The 18,183-nt window shown below is 52.9% G+C and carries 21 protein-coding genes and 3 tRNA genes; 11 read left to right on the forward strand and 13 right to left on the reverse strand.

Features of this window, described 5'->3' with window-relative positions:
- Positions 1-65: 65 nt before the first annotated feature.
- The gene (locus tag EQV24_RS04855; protein ID WP_020687625.1) at positions 66-569 is read left to right on the forward strand and encodes a non-heme ferritin-like protein; all 504 of its coding nucleotides are present in this window, start codon (positions 66-68) and stop codon (positions 567-569) included.
- Between the two features lie 154 nt (positions 570-723).
- Positions 724-2,067, forward strand: a complete 1,344-nt coding sequence (locus tag EQV24_RS04860; protein ID WP_013096042.1) for an anaerobic C4-dicarboxylate transporter — start codon at positions 724-726, stop codon at positions 2,065-2,067.
- Between the two features lie 47 nt (positions 2,068-2,114).
- On the opposite strand, the gene EQV24_RS04865 is transcribed toward EQV24_RS04860, so the two are convergent.
- The 3 genes from EQV24_RS04865 to EQV24_RS04875 form a co-directional block, all read right to left on the reverse strand.
- Complete coding sequence (locus EQV24_RS04865; RefSeq protein WP_023620128.1) at positions 2,115-2,366, reverse strand: DUF2766 family protein; 252 nt, start codon at positions 2,364-2,366, stop codon at positions 2,115-2,117.
- A 107-nt stretch (positions 2,367-2,473) separates the two neighbouring features.
- On the reverse strand, positions 2,474-2,557 hold the full coding sequence (azuC, locus tag EQV24_RS04870; protein ID WP_014832437.1) for a stress response protein AzuC: 84 nt from the start codon (positions 2,555-2,557) through the stop codon (positions 2,474-2,476).
- Between the two features lie 123 nt (positions 2,558-2,680).
- Positions 2,681-3,319 (reverse strand): RpiB/LacA/LacB family sugar-phosphate isomerase, encoded by a 639-nt coding sequence (locus tag EQV24_RS04875; protein WP_013096040.1) that lies wholly within the window; start codon positions 3,317-3,319, stop codon positions 2,681-2,683.
- 254 nt (positions 3,320-3,573) lie between these two features.
- On the opposite strand from EQV24_RS04875, the gene yecR reads away from it, so the two are divergent.
- Both yecR and ftnA read left to right on the forward strand, forming a co-directional pair.
- Positions 3,574-3,912: a YecR family lipoprotein gene (yecR, locus tag EQV24_RS04880; RefSeq protein ID WP_013096039.1), complete on the forward strand. Its 339-nt coding sequence runs from the start codon at positions 3,574-3,576 to the stop codon at positions 3,910-3,912.
- 195 nt (positions 3,913-4,107) lie between these two features.
- Positions 4,108-4,605: a non-heme ferritin gene (gene ftnA, locus EQV24_RS04885; RefSeq protein ID WP_013096038.1), complete on the forward strand. Its 498-nt coding sequence runs from the start codon at positions 4,108-4,110 to the stop codon at positions 4,603-4,605.
- Positions 4,606-4,641: 36 nt separating this feature from the next.
- Here ftnA and EQV24_RS04890 read toward each other — a convergent pair whose 3' ends face one another.
- Positions 4,642-4,983: a hypothetical protein gene (locus EQV24_RS04890; RefSeq protein WP_013096037.1), complete on the reverse strand. Its 342-nt coding sequence runs from the start codon at positions 4,981-4,983 to the stop codon at positions 4,642-4,644.
- Between the two features lie 249 nt (positions 4,984-5,232).
- Between EQV24_RS04890 and tyrP the strand changes: the two genes are divergently transcribed.
- Entirely contained in the window at positions 5,233-6,444 is a 1,212-nt protein-coding gene (tyrP, locus tag EQV24_RS04895) for a tyrosine transporter TyrP (RefSeq protein WP_029882588.1), read from the forward strand.
- A gap of 31 nt (positions 6,445-6,475) precedes the next feature.
- Here the strand turns inward: tyrP and EQV24_RS04900 are convergent, their stop codons facing one another.
- The gene (locus EQV24_RS04900) at positions 6,476-7,144 is read right to left on the reverse strand and encodes a YecA family protein (RefSeq protein ID WP_029882587.1); all 669 of its coding nucleotides are present in this window, start codon (positions 7,142-7,144) and stop codon (positions 6,476-6,478) included.
- Positions 7,145-7,566: 422 nt separating this feature from the next.
- Here EQV24_RS04900 and EQV24_RS04905 point away from each other — a divergent pair, with 422 nt between their 5' ends.
- The 5 genes from EQV24_RS04905 (at position 7,567) to EQV24_RS04925 (ending at position 12,573) form a co-directional block, all read left to right on the forward strand.
- The gene (locus tag EQV24_RS04905) at positions 7,567-8,688 is read left to right on the forward strand and encodes a branched-chain amino acid ABC transporter substrate-binding protein (RefSeq protein ID WP_029882586.1); all 1,122 of its coding nucleotides are present in this window, start codon (positions 7,567-7,569) and stop codon (positions 8,686-8,688) included.
- 99 nt (positions 8,689-8,787) lie between these two features.
- Positions 8,788-9,702, forward strand: coding sequence for a branched-chain amino acid ABC transporter permease (locus EQV24_RS04910; protein WP_020687620.1), 915 nt, complete (start codon positions 8,788-8,790; stop codon positions 9,700-9,702).
- An 11-nt stretch (positions 9,703-9,713) separates the two neighbouring features.
- Positions 9,714-10,988, forward strand: coding sequence for a high-affinity branched-chain amino acid ABC transporter permease LivM (gene livM / locus EQV24_RS04915; RefSeq protein ID WP_130626258.1), 1,275 nt, complete (start codon positions 9,714-9,716; stop codon positions 10,986-10,988).
- Positions 10,985-11,860 carry an ATP-binding cassette domain-containing protein gene (locus EQV24_RS04920; RefSeq protein WP_130626259.1) on the forward strand — a complete coding sequence of 292 codons (876 nt, stop codon included), beginning with the start codon at positions 10,985-10,987 and terminating at the stop codon, positions 11,858-11,860. Before livM ends, EQV24_RS04920 begins: the two co-directional genes overlap by 4 nt.
- Positions 11,857-12,573 carry an ABC transporter ATP-binding protein gene (locus EQV24_RS04925; RefSeq protein WP_130626260.1) on the forward strand — a complete coding sequence of 239 codons (717 nt, stop codon included), beginning with the start codon at positions 11,857-11,859 and terminating at the stop codon, positions 12,571-12,573. The genes EQV24_RS04920 and EQV24_RS04925 overlap by 4 nt, the downstream gene beginning before the upstream one ends.
- Positions 12,574-12,624: 51 nt before the next feature.
- Here EQV24_RS04925 and EQV24_RS04930 read toward each other — a convergent pair whose 3' ends face one another.
- Positions 12,625-13,089 (reverse strand): hypothetical protein, encoded by a 465-nt coding sequence (locus EQV24_RS04930; RefSeq protein ID WP_048970804.1) that lies wholly within the window; start codon positions 13,087-13,089, stop codon positions 12,625-12,627.
- Positions 13,067-13,369 (reverse strand): polymorphic toxin type 44 domain-containing protein, encoded by a 303-nt coding sequence (locus tag EQV24_RS04935; protein WP_226834736.1) that lies wholly within the window; start codon positions 13,367-13,369, stop codon positions 13,067-13,069. Before EQV24_RS04935 ends, EQV24_RS04930 begins: the two co-directional genes overlap by 23 nt.
- 293 nt (positions 13,370-13,662) lie before the next feature.
- On the opposite strand from EQV24_RS04935, the gene EQV24_RS04940 reads away from it, so the two are divergent.
- Positions 13,663-14,154: an Hcp family type VI secretion system effector gene (locus tag EQV24_RS04940; RefSeq protein WP_130626261.1), complete on the forward strand. Its 492-nt coding sequence runs from the start codon at positions 13,663-13,665 to the stop codon at positions 14,152-14,154.
- Positions 14,155-14,292: 138 nt separating this feature from the next.
- Here the strand turns inward: EQV24_RS04940 and EQV24_RS04945 are convergent.
- The 6 genes from EQV24_RS04945 to uvrY all read right to left on the reverse strand — a co-directional run bounded on the left by EQV24_RS04945 (position 14,293) and on the right by uvrY (position 17,830).
- Positions 14,293-14,379: transfer RNA gene (locus EQV24_RS04945), tRNA-Leu, on the reverse strand.
- A gap of 11 nt (positions 14,380-14,390) precedes the next feature.
- Positions 14,391-14,464, reverse strand: a tRNA-Cys gene (locus EQV24_RS04950).
- Positions 14,465-14,511: 47 nt separating this feature from the next.
- Positions 14,512-14,587 (reverse strand) — tRNA-Gly (locus EQV24_RS04955).
- Positions 14,588-14,739: 152 nt separating this feature from the next.
- A complete protein-coding gene (gene pgsA / locus EQV24_RS04960) occupies positions 14,740-15,288 on the reverse strand; it encodes a CDP-diacylglycerol--glycerol-3-phosphate 3-phosphatidyltransferase (RefSeq protein ID WP_130626262.1) in 549 nt (182 codons plus the stop codon).
- A 56-nt stretch (positions 15,289-15,344) separates the two neighbouring features.
- The gene (gene uvrC, locus EQV24_RS04965; RefSeq protein ID WP_130626263.1) at positions 15,345-17,177 is read right to left on the reverse strand and encodes an excinuclease ABC subunit UvrC; all 1,833 of its coding nucleotides are present in this window, start codon (positions 17,175-17,177) and stop codon (positions 15,345-15,347) included.
- Positions 17,174-17,830, reverse strand: a complete 657-nt coding sequence (gene uvrY / locus EQV24_RS04970) for a UvrY/SirA/GacA family response regulator transcription factor (RefSeq protein ID WP_013096026.1) — start codon at positions 17,828-17,830, stop codon at positions 17,174-17,176. Before uvrY ends, uvrC begins: the two co-directional genes overlap by 4 nt.
- Positions 17,831-18,183: the final 353 nt, after the last annotated feature.

The raw sequence follows: 18,183 nt of genomic DNA on the forward strand, positions 1-18,183 counted from the left end.
CGTCTTAACCTGCCCGTTCAGGTTTTGTTACGGACATCACACTAACAGTCTATAAGGATATTGGTATGACTACCCAAACGATGATGCAAAAACTCAATGCGCAGATGAACCTGGAGTTCTATGCGTCGAATCTGCACCTCCATTTGAGCGAGTGGTGTTCTGAGAACCGTCTCAACGGTACCGCCACTTTTTTTCGTACCCAGGCACAAAGTAACGTCACCCATATGATGCGCGTCTTTAACTTTTTGAAAGGCGCAGGGGCAAATCCTATCGTCAAAGCCCCGGATGCAATTAATGGGCACTACTCCTCGCTGGAGGAGTTATTCAGGAAAACGCTTGAAGAGTATGAGCAACGCTGCGCCACGCTGAATAAACTGGCGGATGAAGCCAGGGCTCAGCATGACAGCGCAACACTGCAGTTCCTGCGCGATATGGACAAAGAGCAGCAGCAGGACGGCATTTTGCTTAAAGCACTGGCGGATGAGCTCCGCAACGCGCAACAGTCCGGGTTATGCCCGGAACAGACCGACCGTCACCTGCTCGATCTGGTAACAGTACAGCACCACTAAGCTTTTCGCCTGCTCCCGTTCGGGAGTGGGCCTCTTTTTCACAGCCAACCTCCTGCTTTTTAAAAGATTTAACAAATCAGATCTCGCTCTCAATGATTATCCCTACAACATGTAATGATTTATTTAATTACATAATTAATGACGAGGGAGCATCATGATCACCATTGAGTTTATTGTCATCCTCCTGTGCCTGCTGACAGGCACGCGTTTTGGCGGGATGGGACTGGGGCTGATAAGCGGTATCGGTCTGTTTATTTTGACGTTTATCTTTGGTCTGCAGCCCGGTAAACCGCCGGTTGATGTGATGCTGACCATCCTCGCTGTGATCGGGTGTGCGGCCACCCTGCAGACGGCAGGCGGGCTGAATGTGATGATGCAATTTGCCGAGCGCCTGCTGCGCAAGCATCCTCAGCACATCACCCTCCTCGCCCCCTTTACCACCTGGATGCTGACCTTTCTCTGCGGTACCGGCCATGTGGTGTACACCATGTTCCCGATTATTGCCGATATCGCCCTGAAAAAAGGGATCCGCCCGGAACGTCCGATGGCCGTGGCGTCGGTGGCATCGCAAATGGCGATCACCGCCTCCCCGGTCTCCGTTGCCGTGGTGTCGCTGATTTCCATTCTGGCCGCCCAGCATGGCATTGGACACGCGTGGGGGATCCTTGAAATTCTCGCCGTGTCGGTTCCCGCCTCGCTGTTCGGTGTGACCATTGCCGCCCTGTGGAGTTTACGCCGCGGGAAAGATTTAGCCGATGACATGGAATTCCAGGAAAAGCTGAAAGATCCAAAACAGCGCGAGTTTATCTACGGCGGAACCGAGACGTTGATGAACCAACGTTTTCCGAAACAGGCCTACTGGTCAACGTGGATTTTCTTCGCCGGGATCGCGGTGGTGGTGCTGCTCGGGGCATTGCCTGAACTGCGTCCGGCGTTTGAGGTGAAAGGCAAAATGACGGCGCTGTCGATGAACCTTGTCATTCAGATGATGATGCTCATTGCGGGTGCGGTGATGCTGGTCACCTGCAAGGTCAATGCAGCGACCATTTCTAACGGCGCGGTCTTTAAAGCCGGAATGGTGGCGATTTTCTCGGTGTTCGGCGTCGCGTGGATGAGTGATACCTTTTTCCAGGCGCATCTCGACGAGCTAAAACTGGCGCTGGAAGGGGTCGTGAAAAGCCATCCGTGGACCTACGCCATCGTGCTTTTCCTGGTCTCTAAACTGGTGAACAGCCAGGCGGCAGCGTTGACGGCCGTGGCGCCGATGGGGTTAATGCTGGGTATCGATCCGAAAATGCTGATCGCTTTCTTCCCGGCGTCGTATGGCTATTTTGTTCTGCCTACCTACCCAAGCGATTTGGCCTGCATCGGGTTTGACCGTTCAGGGACAACCCGTATCGGCAAATTTATTATCAACCACAGCTTTATCCTGCCGGGGATAATTGGCGTGAGCTGTGCTTGCGCGGCGAGTTATCTGCTGGTACAGACCTTCTTTTAAACGCTTTCGGGCGACAGGCACTGTCGCCCTTCTCACGTTGCGCGCTATCAGTGAGATTCACTCTGCGGCGTGAATCTCAGCTCAATCAGCGCGATGGCTTTCTGAATCGCCCGAAGCGTAACCGGGTCAGCCGCAGCGGGATGGCTGGAAAAATCGATGTTTTTCAGCTGGGTAGACATTTTCTCGCGCACTTCCACCGGCGCGATAACATCTAAGACATCAAGGATCTGTTTGATGACCAGCTGGCATGCGACAACATCAGATACCAGTTCCTGATCGGCGCTCAGGTTTTGAGACATGGGGTTTCTCCTTATTCAAAGGCCGCCATAGTAACAAAACACGCCCCCTTTCATCTCCCTTCTGGTGGTTGCAGGCATAAAAAAACCTGCCGAAGCAGGTTTTTTTATCAGAACATCGCGCCAGGCGGCACGTCTTTGAAGGTGTTGCAGTAGTTAGCCCACATGCTTTTGAGGATTTTGCGCAGTTTCATTGTGATGCTCCATTAACTTGTTATACAACTTTATCGTCAATGTGCCTATAATATGACCACTATCACAAAAATCAATATTTTTGTGACTCACATCACAATTTTTTCTGTATTCAACTACGCGTGTTAGCCGACAATCTCGCGCACGAAAGCCTCGATCTCTTTGTCCTGACAGTTTTCAAAGAAGCACTGCTGGAAGCGCTGGCCGGAAACGGCGGTTTTTACCAGCTCAGGATCGATTGCCCGCAGCGTGTCCAGATAGTTCTCTTTGACCACAGCCGCTTTCACCTGATTCAGGATCCCCGCATTACGTACCTGAGGCTCTTTGCGCTCTGGCGGATAACCTTCTCCCTTGCGGCCGGTGAACGCTTTTTCGAAGATAAAGCGAACGTTCAACTCTGCGCCCCAGCCGAAGCCTTTGGCAAACGGCAGGGCAAGCGCGTTACCGTTGTTAATCTGGGCGAAGAGAAACGCATCTGCAGGGTCGATACAGTAACCGCAGATCACGCCCGGGTGGATGTTCAGCGACATCAACGCCCCCTGGCCCGTTCCACACCCAGTCACCACAAAATCAACGGCCTTCGCATTGAGTAAAATGCTCGCCATGATCCCCAGATGGATATAGGTCAGATGATGGTCGTTCTCATCGCTCATGCCAACGTTATACACCGGGAACCCTTTTTCGTCGGCGACCGTTTTTAACTCTTTCAGAATCACTGGATTTTTTGCGGCCTGGCTGTTTTCCATCATCAGTGCGATTTTCATTGTCTCTCTCCTGAATGCGTTGCGGGCGAGCCCATCATGGATACCTTTTCATCTTCACCCTACTATCACACAAACGCACTTTCAAATTAAATGAAAGATTGTTTTAAAAAACCAAAGAGGACTCACATTTTTGTTGATGACAGGTCTGAGCCCGGCCCGTTGCAAAGAGAAAGGGCAGATTGTCCGGCTATTCAGGGCATTGCGGCGGACAGCGAGCGGTACGATAACGTATTTCCCTCCACTCAGAGCGAACCATGAAAAGAGTCTTCGTTGTCGGCACGGTCCTGCTGCTCGCGGGATGTAGCATCAACCGCCAGGCACAGGTGAGCAGTCTGGATGCGCCAAATGGCATAGTCCGCCTTGACTATGGTCAGGCCGCCCTACAAAACGCCTGGTCTGATGAATATGTGAATAACGGCACCGCAACCAAAGCGTGCCAGGGCATGGGATATGCCACCGCCTCCTCCTATGGGCAGCCCATTAAAACCTGCACCCTGATTAGCGGCTCACTGTGTCTGAACGAGAGCGTCACCATTCAGTACAAATGCATGGGTTATGCTGTTAAACCTGCCACCAGTAATCCGTGGTATTAATCTGCGCTGCCAGTTTTGGCTGGCAGCCCGTTAAAATAAACAATTCTCATTTATAAATATAAATATCGCCAATGCGTTTTATTCCCATTCGTATTTTTAAATAAGCAAATATTTATTTTACGTTTTGCATATAATTAAATAACAAATTATAGTGTCGCTCATTGTGAACCAGAAATAATAAACCGGAGCGTCACCATGCTGAAAACTGAAATGATCGACAAGCTCAACGCACAAATGAATCTTGAGCTTTTTTCCTCCCTGCTCTACCAGCAGATGAGTGCCTGGTGCAGCTATCACAGCTTTGAAGGTGCCGCCGCGTTCCTGCGTCGTCACGCTCAGGAAGAGATGACCCACATGCAGCGTCTCTTTGATTATCTGACAGATACCGGCAGCCTGCCGCGCATTGATAACGTGGCATCACCGTTTGCGGAGTATGGCTCACTTGATGAACTCTTCCGCGCTACCTACGAGCACGAGCAGCTGATCACCCAGAAAATTAACGAACTGGTGCATGCGGCAATGACCAGCCAGGATTATCCAACCTTTAATTTCCTGCAGTGGTATGTGGCCGAACAACACGAAGAAGAGAAACTGTTTAAATCGGTTCTGGATAAATTATCGCTGGCCGGTAAAACCGGTGAAGGTCTTTACTTTATTGATAAAGAACTCTCTACGCTTGATACCCAGAATTAATATCGATACGGCGCTGACTTTCAGCGCCGTATTGTTTTACATGCAACCTGCGCAACTGGTACAGCGCCAGTCATGCGGATTTACGGCCTGGAAAAAGTACCGGTAGTTTGCCGCCTCAAGCGGGATCCCGGCGTCGAAGAATAAATCCGTCAGCCAGTCCACGTTTTCGATTATCCACTCATCCTCTTTTAACCCCTGTGCAAAGGTCTCATCCTCAGGATCGATAATCGAATAAATCGCCCATGTGCCCATATCCTTTTCACGTCGGGATTCCGGCAACGTCAGCGCCGTATTCTGCCAGCTAATGATCCAGTGGCCGTGACATAGCAAATTGCCTCCCCGGCTCCAGGCCGCTGTGAATGGATTTTCCCCCGCCATCAGACCCTCATTTTATTTTATGTTTTGCAATTTTTGTTTAAATTACGCCTGATTTTCACGCGATCCTATTGTCCTTATGAAGTAGCCTTACACCTCCGAAGGATCAGAGAGTTACCTGAAGAGCCTCGCCCGGCTAAAATCGTAAAGTTAAAGTTACACTTCTTGTAACGGTGATTTGACGAAATACGGCTTTTCCCTTACTCTGCGCCGCAGATTTTGTCGCGATCGTGAAGCGTTGTAGAGGAAAGCGTGAAAAACAGAACCCTGGGAAGTATTTTTATCGTCGCCGGAACGACGATTGGCGCAGGAATGCTGGCGATGCCGCTGGCCGCCGCGGGCGTCGGATTTGGCATGACATTACTGCTGCTGGGTACGCTCTGGGCATTAATGTGTTACACCGCGCTGTTGCTGCTTGAGGTTTATCAGCACGTCCCCGCCGATACCGGGCTGGGTTCGCTTGCGGCACGCTATCTGGGCCGTTACGGACAGTGGGTGACAGGCTTTAGCATGATGTTTCTGATGTACGCCCTGACCGCTGCATATATCAGCGGTGCCGGGGAATTGATCGCTTCCAGCGTCAACGACGGGTTCGGTGCTGACATTACGCCAGCGACGGGGGCCATCTTCTTTACGCTCATCGGCGGCGGCGTGGTCTGTGTGGGCACCTCGCTGGTCGATCTGTTTAACCGTTTTTTATTCAGCGCCAAAATTCTTTTTCTGATTGTGATGCTGGTTCTGCTGGCACCGCATGTTCATAAGGTTAACCTGCTGACGCTGCCGCTGGAAAAAGGCCTGGCGCTTTCCGCGATCCCGGTCATTTTTACCTCATTTGGCTTCCACGGCAGTGTGCCAAGCATTGTCAGCTACATGAACGGTGATATTCGCAAGCTTCGCCGCGTGTTTGTTATCGGTAGCGCCATCCCGCTGATTGCCTACATTTTCTGGCAGCTGGTGACGCTGGGCAGTATCGACTCTTCCACCTTTATTGGCTTGATGGCGGAACACGCCGGTCTGAATGGTTTCTTGCTGGCGCTGCGTGAAGTGGTAACTTCTCCACACGTTGAGCTGGCGGTGCATCTGTTTGCCGATCTGGCGCTGGCCACCTCCTTCCTGGGCGTGGCGCTCGGTCTGTTTGATTATCTGGCAGATCTGTTCCAGCGTCGCAATTCCGTCACCGGCCGCTTACAGACAGGGGCGATCACCTTCCTGCCTCCGCTGGCCTTTGCCCTCTTCTACCCGCGCGGGTTTGTCATGGCGCTGGGATATGCGGGGGTGGCTCTATCCATCCTTGCCCTGCTGCTCCCTTCTCTGCTGGCGTGGAAGAGCCGCCAACAGCATGCCCGGCAAGGGTACCGGGTGGCAGGTGGAAAGCCGCTGCTGTGCATTGTGTTTGCCTGCGGGGTCGTCATTATTCTGGTGCAATTTTTGATTGCGGCGGGAATGCTGCCGGAAGTGGGGTAAAAAAAAGGGGCTATCAACAGCCCCTTTTTTATCAGTGTAAGCAACAGCTCTTAAACTTCTTCCCGCTGCCGCACGGACACGGATCGTTACGCCCGACCTTTGTGCCGTTAACAATCGGTTTCTTCGCTTCCGGTTGCTGTGGGTTAGCAGACCAGTAGTCGTATAAACGCAGCGCCGCTGGCTGGATACGCTCAATGCTGGCGATGTACTCCTCTTCGCTCAGCGCGTCCAGCTTCTCGCTGTTCTCTTCTGCGCCGTGAAGCGCGATGACATCCAGATCCGCTTTCAGCTCTTCAGGCAGTGCAGACCAGTCGGTCAACGACACGCCGCGCATATAGCCATAACACCACTCTTCCACCACGGTGTAGCTCTGACCGTCCACGTCGTTATAACCAAACATCGGCTCAAACTGATCCGGGTATTCGCTCAGGCGCTCAGCAATGTCGTTCATATGCTTAAAGCAGAGATCGATAAAACGGTTCATTTCTCGATCGTTTTTCCAGCGCGGGATATATTTCTCGCCGCCCCATACCGCCACCAGCCAGGTGTCTGGCTCGACAACCACGGGGCCGGAAAGCACTGCCGTAAGCATGCCGTCCAGTTCGGACACGTCAATCACGGACGCATCGTCATGACCGTAAGACATTAACGTCTCTTCCAGCCACGCCATTTCGCTTTCATTTAATGGGCCTTCAGTCATTGCTGACACTCCTGATCAAAAAGGAAAGGATCCTAGCACATATCGTACGCCTTTCCCGGCGGAAGTTACGGGAATTATTGCTGCAAAAACGTGCAAATCGTGACCCTTGCACAACTTATGGGCTTTATTGTTAACGAGATGTGATCTCCGCTGTAATTTCAGTGCGTCCCGCAAGGCTGCGTACAACGGCGCTCTATACTCAACATGTCGCAACGCCGTCAACAGGTTAACCATTCTGGCAACGATTTTGCTTAATCTTCAGCACGCGACACTGCGCATGGAAACCTCGCCGTATTAAGCAGGATGCTGACCGTATCTTGTTCGTAACATCATTTTTCTCGCTCGTGTTTTTGATTGGCTGCGCCGTCGGGCGTTCGGGTTTACACCGTGGTGCAAAAACCTCATTGCTAAGGAACACAATAATGTCGCTGAAATTAATCAGAACTCCTCTTTCTCTTGTGTTGGCCGGTTGTCTGGTGACGGCATTTTCCGCCCGGGCAGATATTGTCATTGGCGTGGCCGGGCCATTTACAGGCCCCAATGCCACCTACGGCGATCAGTACTGGCATGGCGCAACACAGGCAGCAGAGGACATTAACGCCGCAGGCGGGATCAACGGTGAAAAAATTAAGCTGGTTCAGGGAGATGATGCCTGCGAGCCCAAGCAGGCCGTTGCCGTCGCCAACCGTTTAGTCGACCAGGATAAGGTCAACGCGGTGGTCGGTCATTTCTGCTCTTCGTCCACCATGCCCGCCTCTGAGGTGTACAGCGACGCGGGGATCATCGCCATCACGCCTGGCTCCACCAACCCGCAGATTACCGAGCGCGGCATGAGCGATATGTTCCGCATGTGCGGCCGCGATGACCAGCAGGGTCAGGTCGCCAGCGATTTCATTATCGACAAGCTGAAAGCCAAACGGGTGGTGATCATTCACGACAAAGACACCTACGGTCAGGGGCTGGCGGACGCCACCAAAGCCGCACTGGCAAAACGCGGCGTGCAGGACGTAATGTACGAAGGGTTATCCCGCGGTGAAAAAGACTTTAACGCCCTGGTCACCAAAATTGGGGCGCAAAAACCGGACGTCGTCTTCTTCGGGGGCTGTCACCCTGAAGCCGGCCCGCTGGTTCGCCAGATGCGTGAACAGGGCGTGCAGGCAAAATTCTTCTCCGGCGACTGTATTGTCAACGAAGAGATGGTGACCGCGGCGGGAGGACCGCAATATACCAACGGCATCTATATGACCTTCGGTAAAGATCCGCGCCTGATCCCGGACGGTAAAGCGGTTATTGAGAAATTCCGCGCCGGTAAATTCGAACCGGAAGGATACACCCTCTACTCCTATGCCTCCGTGCAGGCTATCGCTGCGGCATTCAAGGCGACGGGCGGCAAGGACTCAGCCAAAGCAAGCGAATGGCTGAAGGCTAATTCCGTCGATACGGTGATGGGCAAAAAAGCCTGGGACAGCAAAGGCGATCTGAAAGTCTCTGACTACGTGGTGTATCAGTGGGACGACAAAGGAAAGTATAAGGAAGTGCCGTAACAGGACGGAGTCACGCTCAACGTCGGCAGGGCCGCCTGCCGACGCAAACAACACATCAGGCTGCGCGGTTTATGCGGCCGTTATAAAGAGCGCGCTAAGATGAGTACATTCTTCCTGCAACAGTTAATTAATGGCTTAACGCTGGGCTCCGTCTACGGACTCATCGCCATCGGTTATACGATGGTGTACGGCATCATCGGCATGATTAACTTCGCCCACGGCGAAGTGTATATGATCTCTGCCTATCTCTGCGCGATTGGCCTGGCGCTGCTCTCCTTCTTCGGCCTGCAGTCGTTCCCTCTACTGATCCTCGGCACGCTGGTATTCACCATCGTGGTCACCGGAGTGTATGGCTGGACCATCGAGCGCATTGCCTATAAACCGCTACGCAACTCCACCCGTCTGGCACCGCTGATCTCCGCCATCGGCATGTCGCTTATCCTGCAAAATTACGCGCAACTGAGCCAGGGGCCGCGTCAGCAAGGGGTGCCAACCATGCTGGATGGCGTGATTCGTCTGCATCTGGGAGAGGGGTTCGTGCAGATTACCTATACCAAAGTATTCATTCTGGTCGCCTCCTTCGCCGGGATGCTATTGCTCACCTGGATTATCAGCCATACCCGGCTGGGACGCATGTGTCGTGCGGTACAACAGGATCGCAAAATGGCCTCCATTCTGGGGATAAATACCGACAGGATTATTTCTCTGGTATTTGTCATCGGCGCGGCAATGGCCGGTCTGGCGGGGGTGCTCATTACCATGAATTACGGCACCTTTGATTTCTACGTCGGGTTTGTGATTGGTATCAAAGCCTTTACCGCCGCGGTGCTCGGGGGGATCGGCTCGCTGCCCGGCGCGATGCTCGGCGGGCTGATTCTGGGGGTGGCCGAAGCTCAATTTTCCGGCATGGTGAACTCGGACTACAAAGATGTGTTCTCGTTTGGGCTGCTGGTCATGATCCTGATTTTCCGCCCTCAGGGACTGCTCGGCCGCCCTGTCGTGGCCAAAGTGTGAAGGAGAGAACGATGACATCACACGGTTTCTCCCTCAAGCGCTGCCTGCTGGACGCGATGTTTTCCGGGCTGATCGCATTGATTATTTTTGGCCCGATTGCGGGCTTGGTGCTGGACGGGTATAGCTTTAACTTTGCCGGACAGCGCCTGGCCTGGATGGTTGGCACAGTGATGGTTGGGCGTTTTCTGCTGAGCGCTTTTTTAAGTACTGCTGCCGGGGCCCGTTTTCAGGCGCGGTTCGAAGCCGACAGCGCGGGGGTATATGTTCGCCCGCCGGAATACAAAAGCCGTCTGCGCTGGGTTATTCCTCTGGCGATCGCCCTTGCGATCTGCTTCCCGTTTGTCGCCACCAAATACCTGCTGACGGTTGCTATCCTCGGGCTGATTTACGTCCTGCTCGGCCTCGGCCTGAATATCGTCGTGGGTCTGGCCGGACTGCTGGATCTGGGGTATGTCGCCTTCTACGCCATCGGCGCTTACGGGCTGGCGTTGGGGTATCAATATCTGGGACTCGGATTCTGGAGCATGCTGCCGCTGGCGGCAATTATGGCTGCGGCTGCCGGTGCCCTGCTCGGCTTCCCGGTGCTGCGCATGCACGGCGACTACCTGGCGATTGTGACGCTCGGGTTCGGGGAAATTATCCGTCTGGTGCTGAACAACTGGCTAACCTTCACCGGCGGGCCTAATGGCGTGTCAGCCCCACCGCCTACGTTTTTCGGACTGGAGTTTGGTCGACGCGCCAAAGAAGGTGGCGTGCCATTTCATGAGTTTTTCCATCTGACGTACAACCCGAATATGAAGTTTATCTTTATTTACGCGGTGCTGTTTCTGGTGGTGCTGCTAGTGCTTTATATCAAGCATCGTCTGACACGAATGCCAATTGGCCGGGCATGGGAAGCCCTGCGGGAAGATGAAATCGCCTGCCGCTCCATGGGCCTCAACCATGTGCTGGTTAAGCTTTCGGCCTTTACGCTGGGCGCGTCAACGGCCGGGATTGCGGGCGTGTTCTTTGCCACCTATCAGGGTTTTGTGAATCCAACCTCATTCACCTTTTTTGAATCTGCGCTGATCCTCGCCATCGTGGTATTGGGCGGCATGGGCTCTACGCTCGGAGTCGTGCTGGCAGCCTTTGTGCTCACCGTGACACCCGAGCTGTTGCGCAGCTTTGCTGAGTATCGCGTCCTGCTGTTTGGCATGCTGATGGTGGTGATGATGATCTGGCGTCCGCGCGGGTTGATCCGCATTAACCGAAGCGGGTTTGCCGTGCGTAAGGGCGTGGCGCCATGAACGGAACGATATTAAGCGTAGAGCACCTGATGATGCATTTTGGCGGGATCAAGGCGCTCAATGACGTCAATCTCGACGTGCAGCGCGGTTCAATTACCGCCCTTATCGGCCCAAACGGCGCTGGCAAAACCACCGTCTTTAACTGCCTGACCGGCTTCTATAAAGCGTCCGGCGGGAACATTCTGTTTAATGCACGCAACAGAACGACCAACGTCATTCAGGTACTCGGGCAAAAATTCCAGCCGGGCGACTGGATTCACCCTGCACAGTTGGGGCAGCGCCTTTTCTATAAGATGTTTGGCGGGACGCATCTGGTCAACCGCGCCGGGCTGGCGCGCACCTTCCAGAACATTCGTCTGTTCCGCGAGATGTCGGTCGTGGAAAACCTGCTGGTCGCACAGCATATGCGCGTTAACCGTCATTTGCTCGCCGGGATCCTCAATACCCCCGCTTACCGACGGGCAGAGAGCGACGCCCTGGACAGGGCCTTCTACTGGCTTGAGGTGGTGGATCTTGTGGAGTGTGCCAATCGCCTGGCGGGCGAGATGTCCTACGGCCAGCAGCGGCGTCTGGAAATCGCGCGCGCCATGTGCACCGGACCAGAGATGATCTGTCTGGATGAACCCGCCGCCGGGCTCAACCCGGTTGAAACGCACAAGCTGAGCAACATCATCCGTTTTCTGCGCGACCACCACGGCATTACGGTACTGTTGATTGAACACGATATGGGAATGGTGATGGAGATTTCGGACGACATCATTGTGCTCGACCATGGAGACGTCATCGCGAGGGGAAAACCCGAGCAGATCCAGCATGATGAAAAAGTGATCGCCGCGTATCTGGGCACCGAAGAAAGCGAGGTCAATCTATGAGCGAACCGATGCTGGCCTTTCGCGAGGTGGACGTGTTTTACGGCGCGATCCAGGCGCTGAAACAGGTAACCCTTGAAGTAAACAAAGGGGAGACCGTGGCGCTGATAGGCGCTAACGGCGCGGGTAAATCGACATTACTGATGTCTATCTTCGGCCAGCCGCGTATTCGCAGCGGTCAGATCGTGTTTTGCGGAGAGGACATTAGCCATAAATCGACCCACTATGTCGCCTCCGAAGGCATTGCCCAGGCGCCGGAAGGACGACGCATTTTTCCCGATATGACCGTGGAGGAGAACCTGCTGATGGGGACCATCCCCATTGGCAGCCAGTTTGCAACGGAAGATATGCACACCATGTTTGACCTCTTCCCTCGCCTCAAAGAGCGGCGTAAACAGCGCGCGATGACCATGTCCGGCGGGGAACAGCAGATGCTGGCTATCGCCCGGGCGCTGATGAGCCGCCCTAAACTCCTGCTTCTGGATGAACCCAGCCTCGGCCTGGCACCGATTGTGGTGAAACAGATCTTCCAGACGCTGCGCGAACTGGCCCGCAACGGGATGACCATTTTTCTGGTGGAGCAGAATGCGCACCACGCGCTGAAGCTTTCTGACCGCGGCTACGTGATGGTTAACGGGCAGATCCGCCTGAGCGGCAGCGGAGAAGAGTTACTGGGGAATCAGGAGGTGAGGAAGGCGTATTTGGGCGGGGTGTGATGTCAAAGGCTGGTCATTAACTTCTTGAACAGCAGAGCGCGCCAACATTATTTATTTGTTGAATTTTCCTTTATCCCAGCCTTCACCACGAGCAGTTAAATCGACCGATGGCACGACAGCTATTCCCTCAGCATCATAAAAAAATGCGGAGGTCGTAAAGTCGTATACGGTGCCGTGAACGGTGAAAGAGATGTTATTTCCGATTCCATCAACTTTTGCTCGTGGCGTGTTCGCTGTAAGCGTGGGGGCAATGTGCTGTTTTTCGAGTCCCTCCAGGGGATCGCCGTCAAACTTGCTCGCCAAGAAATAGCGGTATACGTCCCCTGTTGTCGTGTCCGGTTCTGCGTATTCAGTGATATATAGCCACGTCCGCGGAGTGAGCTGACGAACCTCGTAAAGCTTGTCTCGCACAGTTAAGCGCTGAATATGCTGTAAATAGCAGTACATCGCGATCATAACGGCCATAATCACAGTGGCGGTCCAATGCAGCACTCTAAAAGTGGTGCTGTTTAGCATAGTCTATTCCCTGTTTTATCCAGAACTGATCAATCGGGTCATCGCCGAACGGTGGGCCTTGCATGAAATTTCCCCATTCTTTTCTTGATGTGCCCGCTTTCCACTGCGCCGCACCAGCGGCCATATGTAAAATTTCTGCCGGAATGCAAGCAGCATAGCCCACTGCCCCGAAATGAAAGTTACCAAAATCAGCCCACAGCCGATTTTTTTGTTTGTAATCCCACGGCCCACCGTTTCTGACTCGCTGATAAAACCAGATATACGTTAGCGGAGCGGCCATGTCCTGCACTTCGCACCGTGCTCTCGCGAGTCTGATATGTTCCCGTAAAATCTCCAGCCCACGGGGTGGGTAAATTGGTATACATGCCATCCTTGATCTCTGTAGCCATTTAAAGCAGGCAACATAAAAGTAATTGAGATTGTGTATATTGCCCGAGATCAATTTAATATTTTTATTATTAATATCAATAAGTAACGTAATTTCATTTCATTCACCAATGGCACAATCTGTATTACGCGCTATCCAGTTTTAGCCGTTAATGGCCGTTTAATCATCAACAAGGAGTTTTAGAAATGGCTATTCCTGCTTACTTGTGGCTTAAGGATGACGGTGGTGCGGATATCAAAGGATCTGTTGATATTTTAGATCGTGAAGGGAGCATTGAAGTGCTTTCCTTTAGCCACGGCTTATTGGTTCCGACCGATAACGGGACGGGCAAAATAACCGGTACGCGCCTCCATGCGCCTCTCGTAATCGAAAAAGAGTTTGATAGCTCGAGTCCGTACCTCTACAAAGCGGTAGCAACAGGTCAGACGCTAAGAAGTGCAGAGATCAAATGGTATAAAATCAACGATGCAGGACAAGAAGTTGAATACTTCAATATGTTGCTTGAAAACGTCCGGGTAGTCAGTATTAACCCCGTTATGCATAACTGCAAAGAGCCAGCATTACAGATACACAATCACAACGAAGGTATACAGCTCCGCTATGAGCGTATCACCTGGAAGTACTGCGACGGGAATGTCCAATACTCGGACGCATGGAACGAGCGCGTTACAGTCTAATGCAGGGCGGTTAATCCGCCTTATTTTTTGCACCCACTCTTGCATTAATACCAGGAAAAGCAAATTTCAGACACAAAAAAACCACCTTTCGGTGGTTTCACGACACTGCTTATTGCTTTGATTATTCTTTGTTTCCCATGGTAGCCGGAGTGGGACTTGAACCCACACAGCGCGAACGCCGAGGGATTTTAAATCCCTTGTGTCTACCGATTCCACCATCCGGCCAGGGAAGAAAGTGGAGGCGCGTTCCGGAGTCGAACCGGACTAGACGGATTTGCAATCCGCTACATAACCGCTTTGCTAACGCGCCGTTAAACTTTTTTAAACTGACACCCGCTATTGCGCATGTCTTTAATCTGGAGCGGGAAACGAGACTCGAACTCGCGACCCCGACCTTGGCAAGGTCGTGCTCTACCAACTGAGCTATTCCCGCATGTCATCAAGTTAACTGCTAACCACTTGATTTCATTATCGTCCGGCTAACTGTGCCGCCGTTCGATGCGTTGCATTCTACTGATATGACGTGATGAGTCAACGTTATTTTTTGCATCCCCGGATCGTTTGCTGAAAATTACGGCGAAACGATCACTGTTCAAGCAAATCTCCGCGCGCCGCGTTCAAATATTGCAGCATTGACCACAGGGTCAGCGCCGCGGCAACCCACAGCAGGCCGATTCCCGCCCACTCTACCCAGGCGTTCGGACGCCACAGCATCCAGACCAGCGCCGCCATTTGCGCGGTGGTTTTCACTTTACCGATCCAGGATACCGCCACGCTGCTGCGTTTACCCAGTTCAGCCATCCATTCACGCAGTGCAGAGATGATGATCTCGCGTCCAATCATGGTGGCGGCTGGCAGTGTCACCCACCAGGTATGGTAATGTTCAGCCACCAGCACCATGGCAATAGCCACCATCACTTTATCGGCCACCGGATCGAGGAAAGCACCAAAACGGGTGCTTTGGTTCCAGCGGCGCGCCAGATAACCATCAAACCAGTCGGTGACCGCGGCAACCAGGAAAATCAGCGCACAGGCAAAAGGGGCCCAGACAAATGGCAGATAAAACGCGAGTACAAAGAACGGGATAAGCACGACGCGAAAGAGAGTGAGCAACGTAGGGATGTTATATTGCATAATGACGGTAACTATTTGTTGTCAGTAAAATTTAGCTCTATGTTGCTACAGAGCCCTCAATGTTTCAACGAGTAGTAGATCTTTTCTGCCAGCCCTTGCGAAATACCCGGCACTTTTGCAATTTCCTCCATGCTGGCGTTGAGTAATCCTTGCAATCCGCCCATATACTTCAGCAGCATCTGGCGACGTTTTGGCCCAACGCCTTCAATGGTCTCCAGCGTGCTGGTGTTTTTCACCTTCGCCCGTTTTTTTCGGTGACCGCTAATCGCGTGATCGTGCGACTCATCGCGAATATGCTGAATAACATGCAGCGCCGGGGAATCCGGCGGCAGGCTAAAGCCCTCACCTTCCGGCTCGAAGAACAGCGTCTCCAGCCCGGCTTTACGATCGGCCCCTTTTGCCACCCCCAACAGCAGGGGATGGTTTTTATCCCAGCTGACATCCAGGGATTCAAAGACCGCCTTCGCCTGGCCGAGCTGCCCTTTCCCGCCGTCAATCAGGATCACATCCGGGATCTTGCTCTCTTCAATGGCTTTACCATAGCGACGACGCAGCACCTGATTCATTGCCGCATAGTCATCCCCCGGGGTGATGCCGGTGATGTTGTAGCGACGATACTCAGCACGCAGCGGACCGTTCGCATCGAACACCACGCAGGAAGCAACGGTCTGCTCCCCCATGGTATGGCTGATGTCGAAACACTCCATGCGTTTCACTTCCGGCAATTTCAGAAGCGTCGCCAGAGCCGTTAAACGCTGGCTCACCGTCGACTGCTGGGAAAGTTTGGTGCTGAGCGCTGTCGCGGCATTGGTACGCGCCAGCTTCAGATAACGCGCACGGTCGCCGCGCGGTTTGGTCTGGGCATTCACCCGGCGTCCTGCCAGCTCGGATAAAGAATCGGCCAGCAGGGTTTTATCGGCAAGGTTAAAATCAAGCAGGATCTCCGACGGCAGCGTGCGCATCTGGCTCCCCTGCAGATAAAACTGGCCGACAAAAGTTTCAACCACTTCACCCAGCTCCGTACCGCCTGGCACTTTCGGGAAATAGCTGCGGCTGCCGAGCACTTTGCCCTGACGAATAAACAGCACATGCACACAGGCCAGACCGGCATCAAAGGCAACGCCGATCACGTCGAGATCGTCACCGGTGTTCGAAACAAACTGTTTCTCCGTCACCCGGCGCACCGCCTGAATCTGGTCACGTATGCGCGCGGCCTCTTCAAACTCCAGCGCGGCGCTGGCTTTCTCCATACGGGCAATCAGTTGGGTCAGGACCTGATCGTCTTTACCGGCTAAAAACAGGCGCACGTACTCAACCTGCTGCGCGTACTCTTCTTCACTCACCAGCCCGGCGACGCAGGGCCCCAGACAGCGGCCAATCTGGTACTGCAGGCACGGACGCGAGCGGTTACGGTAGACACTGTTTTCGCACTGACGAACAGGAAAGATTTTTTGCAGCAGCGCCAGCGTCTCACGCACGGCATAGCCGTTAGGAAACGGCCCAAAGTATTCACCCTTCGCATGTTTCGCACCACGGTGCATCGCGAGCCGGGGATGGGTATCGCCGCTCAGAAAAATAAACGGGTAGGATTTATCATCCCGGAGCAGAACGTTATAGCGCGGCTGATAGAGCTTAATATAGTTGTGCTCAAGCAGGAGTGCTTCTGTCTCCGTATGGGTGACGGTGACATCAATATTCTGGATGAGCGCGACCAGCGCTTCAGTCTTACGGGAGGCTAGGTTGCTGCGAAAATAGCTGGAGAGGCGTTTCTTGAGATCTTTCGCCTTCCCCACGTAGATAACCGTACCGCCAGCGTCATACATGCGATAAACGCCAGGCTGGCTGGTCACGGTTTTCAGAAATGCTTTTGAATCAAATACATCACTCACTGACTTAATAACGTCTCCGCATTACACAGACCATGACGGATGGCAAGATGAGTCAGTTCAACATCACCGTGGATGTTCAGTTTACTGAACATCCGGTAACGATAGCTGTTCACCGTTTTCGGGCTGAGATTCAGTTGCTCCGAGATCTCATTTACCTTCTGCCCTTTTGTGATCATCAGCATAATCTGCAATTCACGCTCAGACAAACTGGCAAACGGAGATTCGGTTTTCTCCGGCTCAATCTGGCTCAGCGCCATTTGTTGCGCAATGTCGGAAGCAATGTAACGCTGGCCGGCAAAGACGGAACGAATCGCGTTCACCACTTCCTGCGGCGCGGCGCCTTTACTGAGGTAACCTGCCGCCCCTGCCTGCATCACCTTCGCAGGAAGCGGGTTTTCGGTATGTACGGTCAGCATGATGACTTTTGTGTCAACAAAGGTACGCGCGATTTTGCGTGTTGCTTCAAGCCCACCGATACCGGGCATGTTCATATCCATCAGCACCACATCGGCTGAATTGGTGCGGCACCATTTAACGGCATCTTCGCCACAGCACGCCTCACCGGCAACTTTAATACCTTTTATATCTTCAAGAATGCGTCGTATCCCTGCGCGCACCAGTTCGTGGTCATCAACAAGAAGGACGTTGATCAAAGGGAATGTCTCCAGAATAGGGATAACGCTACTGAGTGATAATTGGCTTTATATTAACGTTTTTCCTCACAAGATTAAAACGTTAAAAAACCGGCTATTCGATTTCGCTCGCGTTTTTGGAAATTAGCCTGTACAGATGCTGGAAAGAAAGCCCGCGCGGTGAGCGCTTGTACGGCTTTTTTTAAGCATCTGTATTCAAAAAGTTACAAAAATCGCTGCCCCGTCACGGTCAAAAAAACAGTTCTCAAATTTTTGTAACAATAATTAACGGCAAGCGAACCGGCCATAAACAATTAATAATCTTCGACCCTGTACAGTTTACTGGCACGCGGTGTTTATGCAAATAAACACCC

This window comes from Enterobacter sp. A8 (genome assembly GCF_004296595.1).
GTDB lineage: Bacteria > Pseudomonadota > Gammaproteobacteria > Enterobacterales > Enterobacteriaceae > Enterobacter > Enterobacter cloacae.

Coding starts and splice junctions, on each gene's coding strand:
- EQV24_RS04855 (WP_020687625.1), top strand. CDS start 66: ATGACTACCCAAACGATGATGCAAAAACTCAATGCGCAGATGAACCTG.
- EQV24_RS04860 (WP_013096042.1), top strand. CDS start 724: ATGATCACCATTGAGTTTATTGTCATCCTCCTGTGCCTGCTGACAGGC.
- EQV24_RS04865 (WP_023620128.1), bottom strand. CDS start 2,366: ATGTCTCAAAACCTGAGCGCCGATCAGGAACTGGTATCTGATGTTGTC.
- azuC (WP_014832437.1), bottom strand. CDS start 2,557: ATGAAACTGCGCAAAATCCTCAAAAGCATGTGGGCTAACTACTGCAAC.
- EQV24_RS04875 (WP_013096040.1), bottom strand. CDS start 3,319: ATGAAAATCGCACTGATGATGGAAAACAGCCAGGCCGCAAAAAATCCA.
- yecR (WP_013096039.1), top strand. CDS start 3,574: ATGAAAAGAGTCTTCGTTGTCGGCACGGTCCTGCTGCTCGCGGGATGT.
- ftnA (WP_013096038.1), top strand. CDS start 4,108: ATGCTGAAAACTGAAATGATCGACAAGCTCAACGCACAAATGAATCTT.
- EQV24_RS04890 (WP_013096037.1), bottom strand. CDS start 4,983: ATGGCGGGGGAAAATCCATTCACAGCGGCCTGGAGCCGGGGAGGCAAT.
- EQV24_RS04900 (WP_029882587.1), bottom strand. CDS start 7,144: ATGACTGAAGGCCCATTAAATGAAAGCGAAATGGCGTGGCTGGAAGAG.
- EQV24_RS04905 (WP_029882586.1), top strand. CDS start 7,567: ATGTCGCTGAAATTAATCAGAACTCCTCTTTCTCTTGTGTTGGCCGGT.
- EQV24_RS04910 (WP_020687620.1), top strand. CDS start 8,788: ATGAGTACATTCTTCCTGCAACAGTTAATTAATGGCTTAACGCTGGGC.
- livM (WP_130626258.1), top strand. CDS start 9,714: ATGACATCACACGGTTTCTCCCTCAAGCGCTGCCTGCTGGACGCGATG.
- EQV24_RS04920 (WP_130626259.1), top strand. CDS start 10,985: ATGAACGGAACGATATTAAGCGTAGAGCACCTGATGATGCATTTTGGC.
- EQV24_RS04925 (WP_130626260.1), top strand. CDS start 11,857: ATGAGCGAACCGATGCTGGCCTTTCGCGAGGTGGACGTGTTTTACGGC.
- EQV24_RS04930 (WP_048970804.1), bottom strand. CDS start 13,089: ATGCTAAACAGCACCACTTTTAGAGTGCTGCATTGGACCGCCACTGTG.
- EQV24_RS04935 (WP_226834736.1), bottom strand. CDS start 13,369: ATGGCCGCTCCGCTAACGTATATCTGGTTTTATCAGCGAGTCAGAAAC.
- EQV24_RS04940 (WP_130626261.1), top strand. CDS start 13,663: ATGGCTATTCCTGCTTACTTGTGGCTTAAGGATGACGGTGGTGCGGAT.
- pgsA (WP_130626262.1), bottom strand. CDS start 15,288: ATGCAATATAACATCCCTACGTTGCTCACTCTCTTTCGCGTCGTGCTT.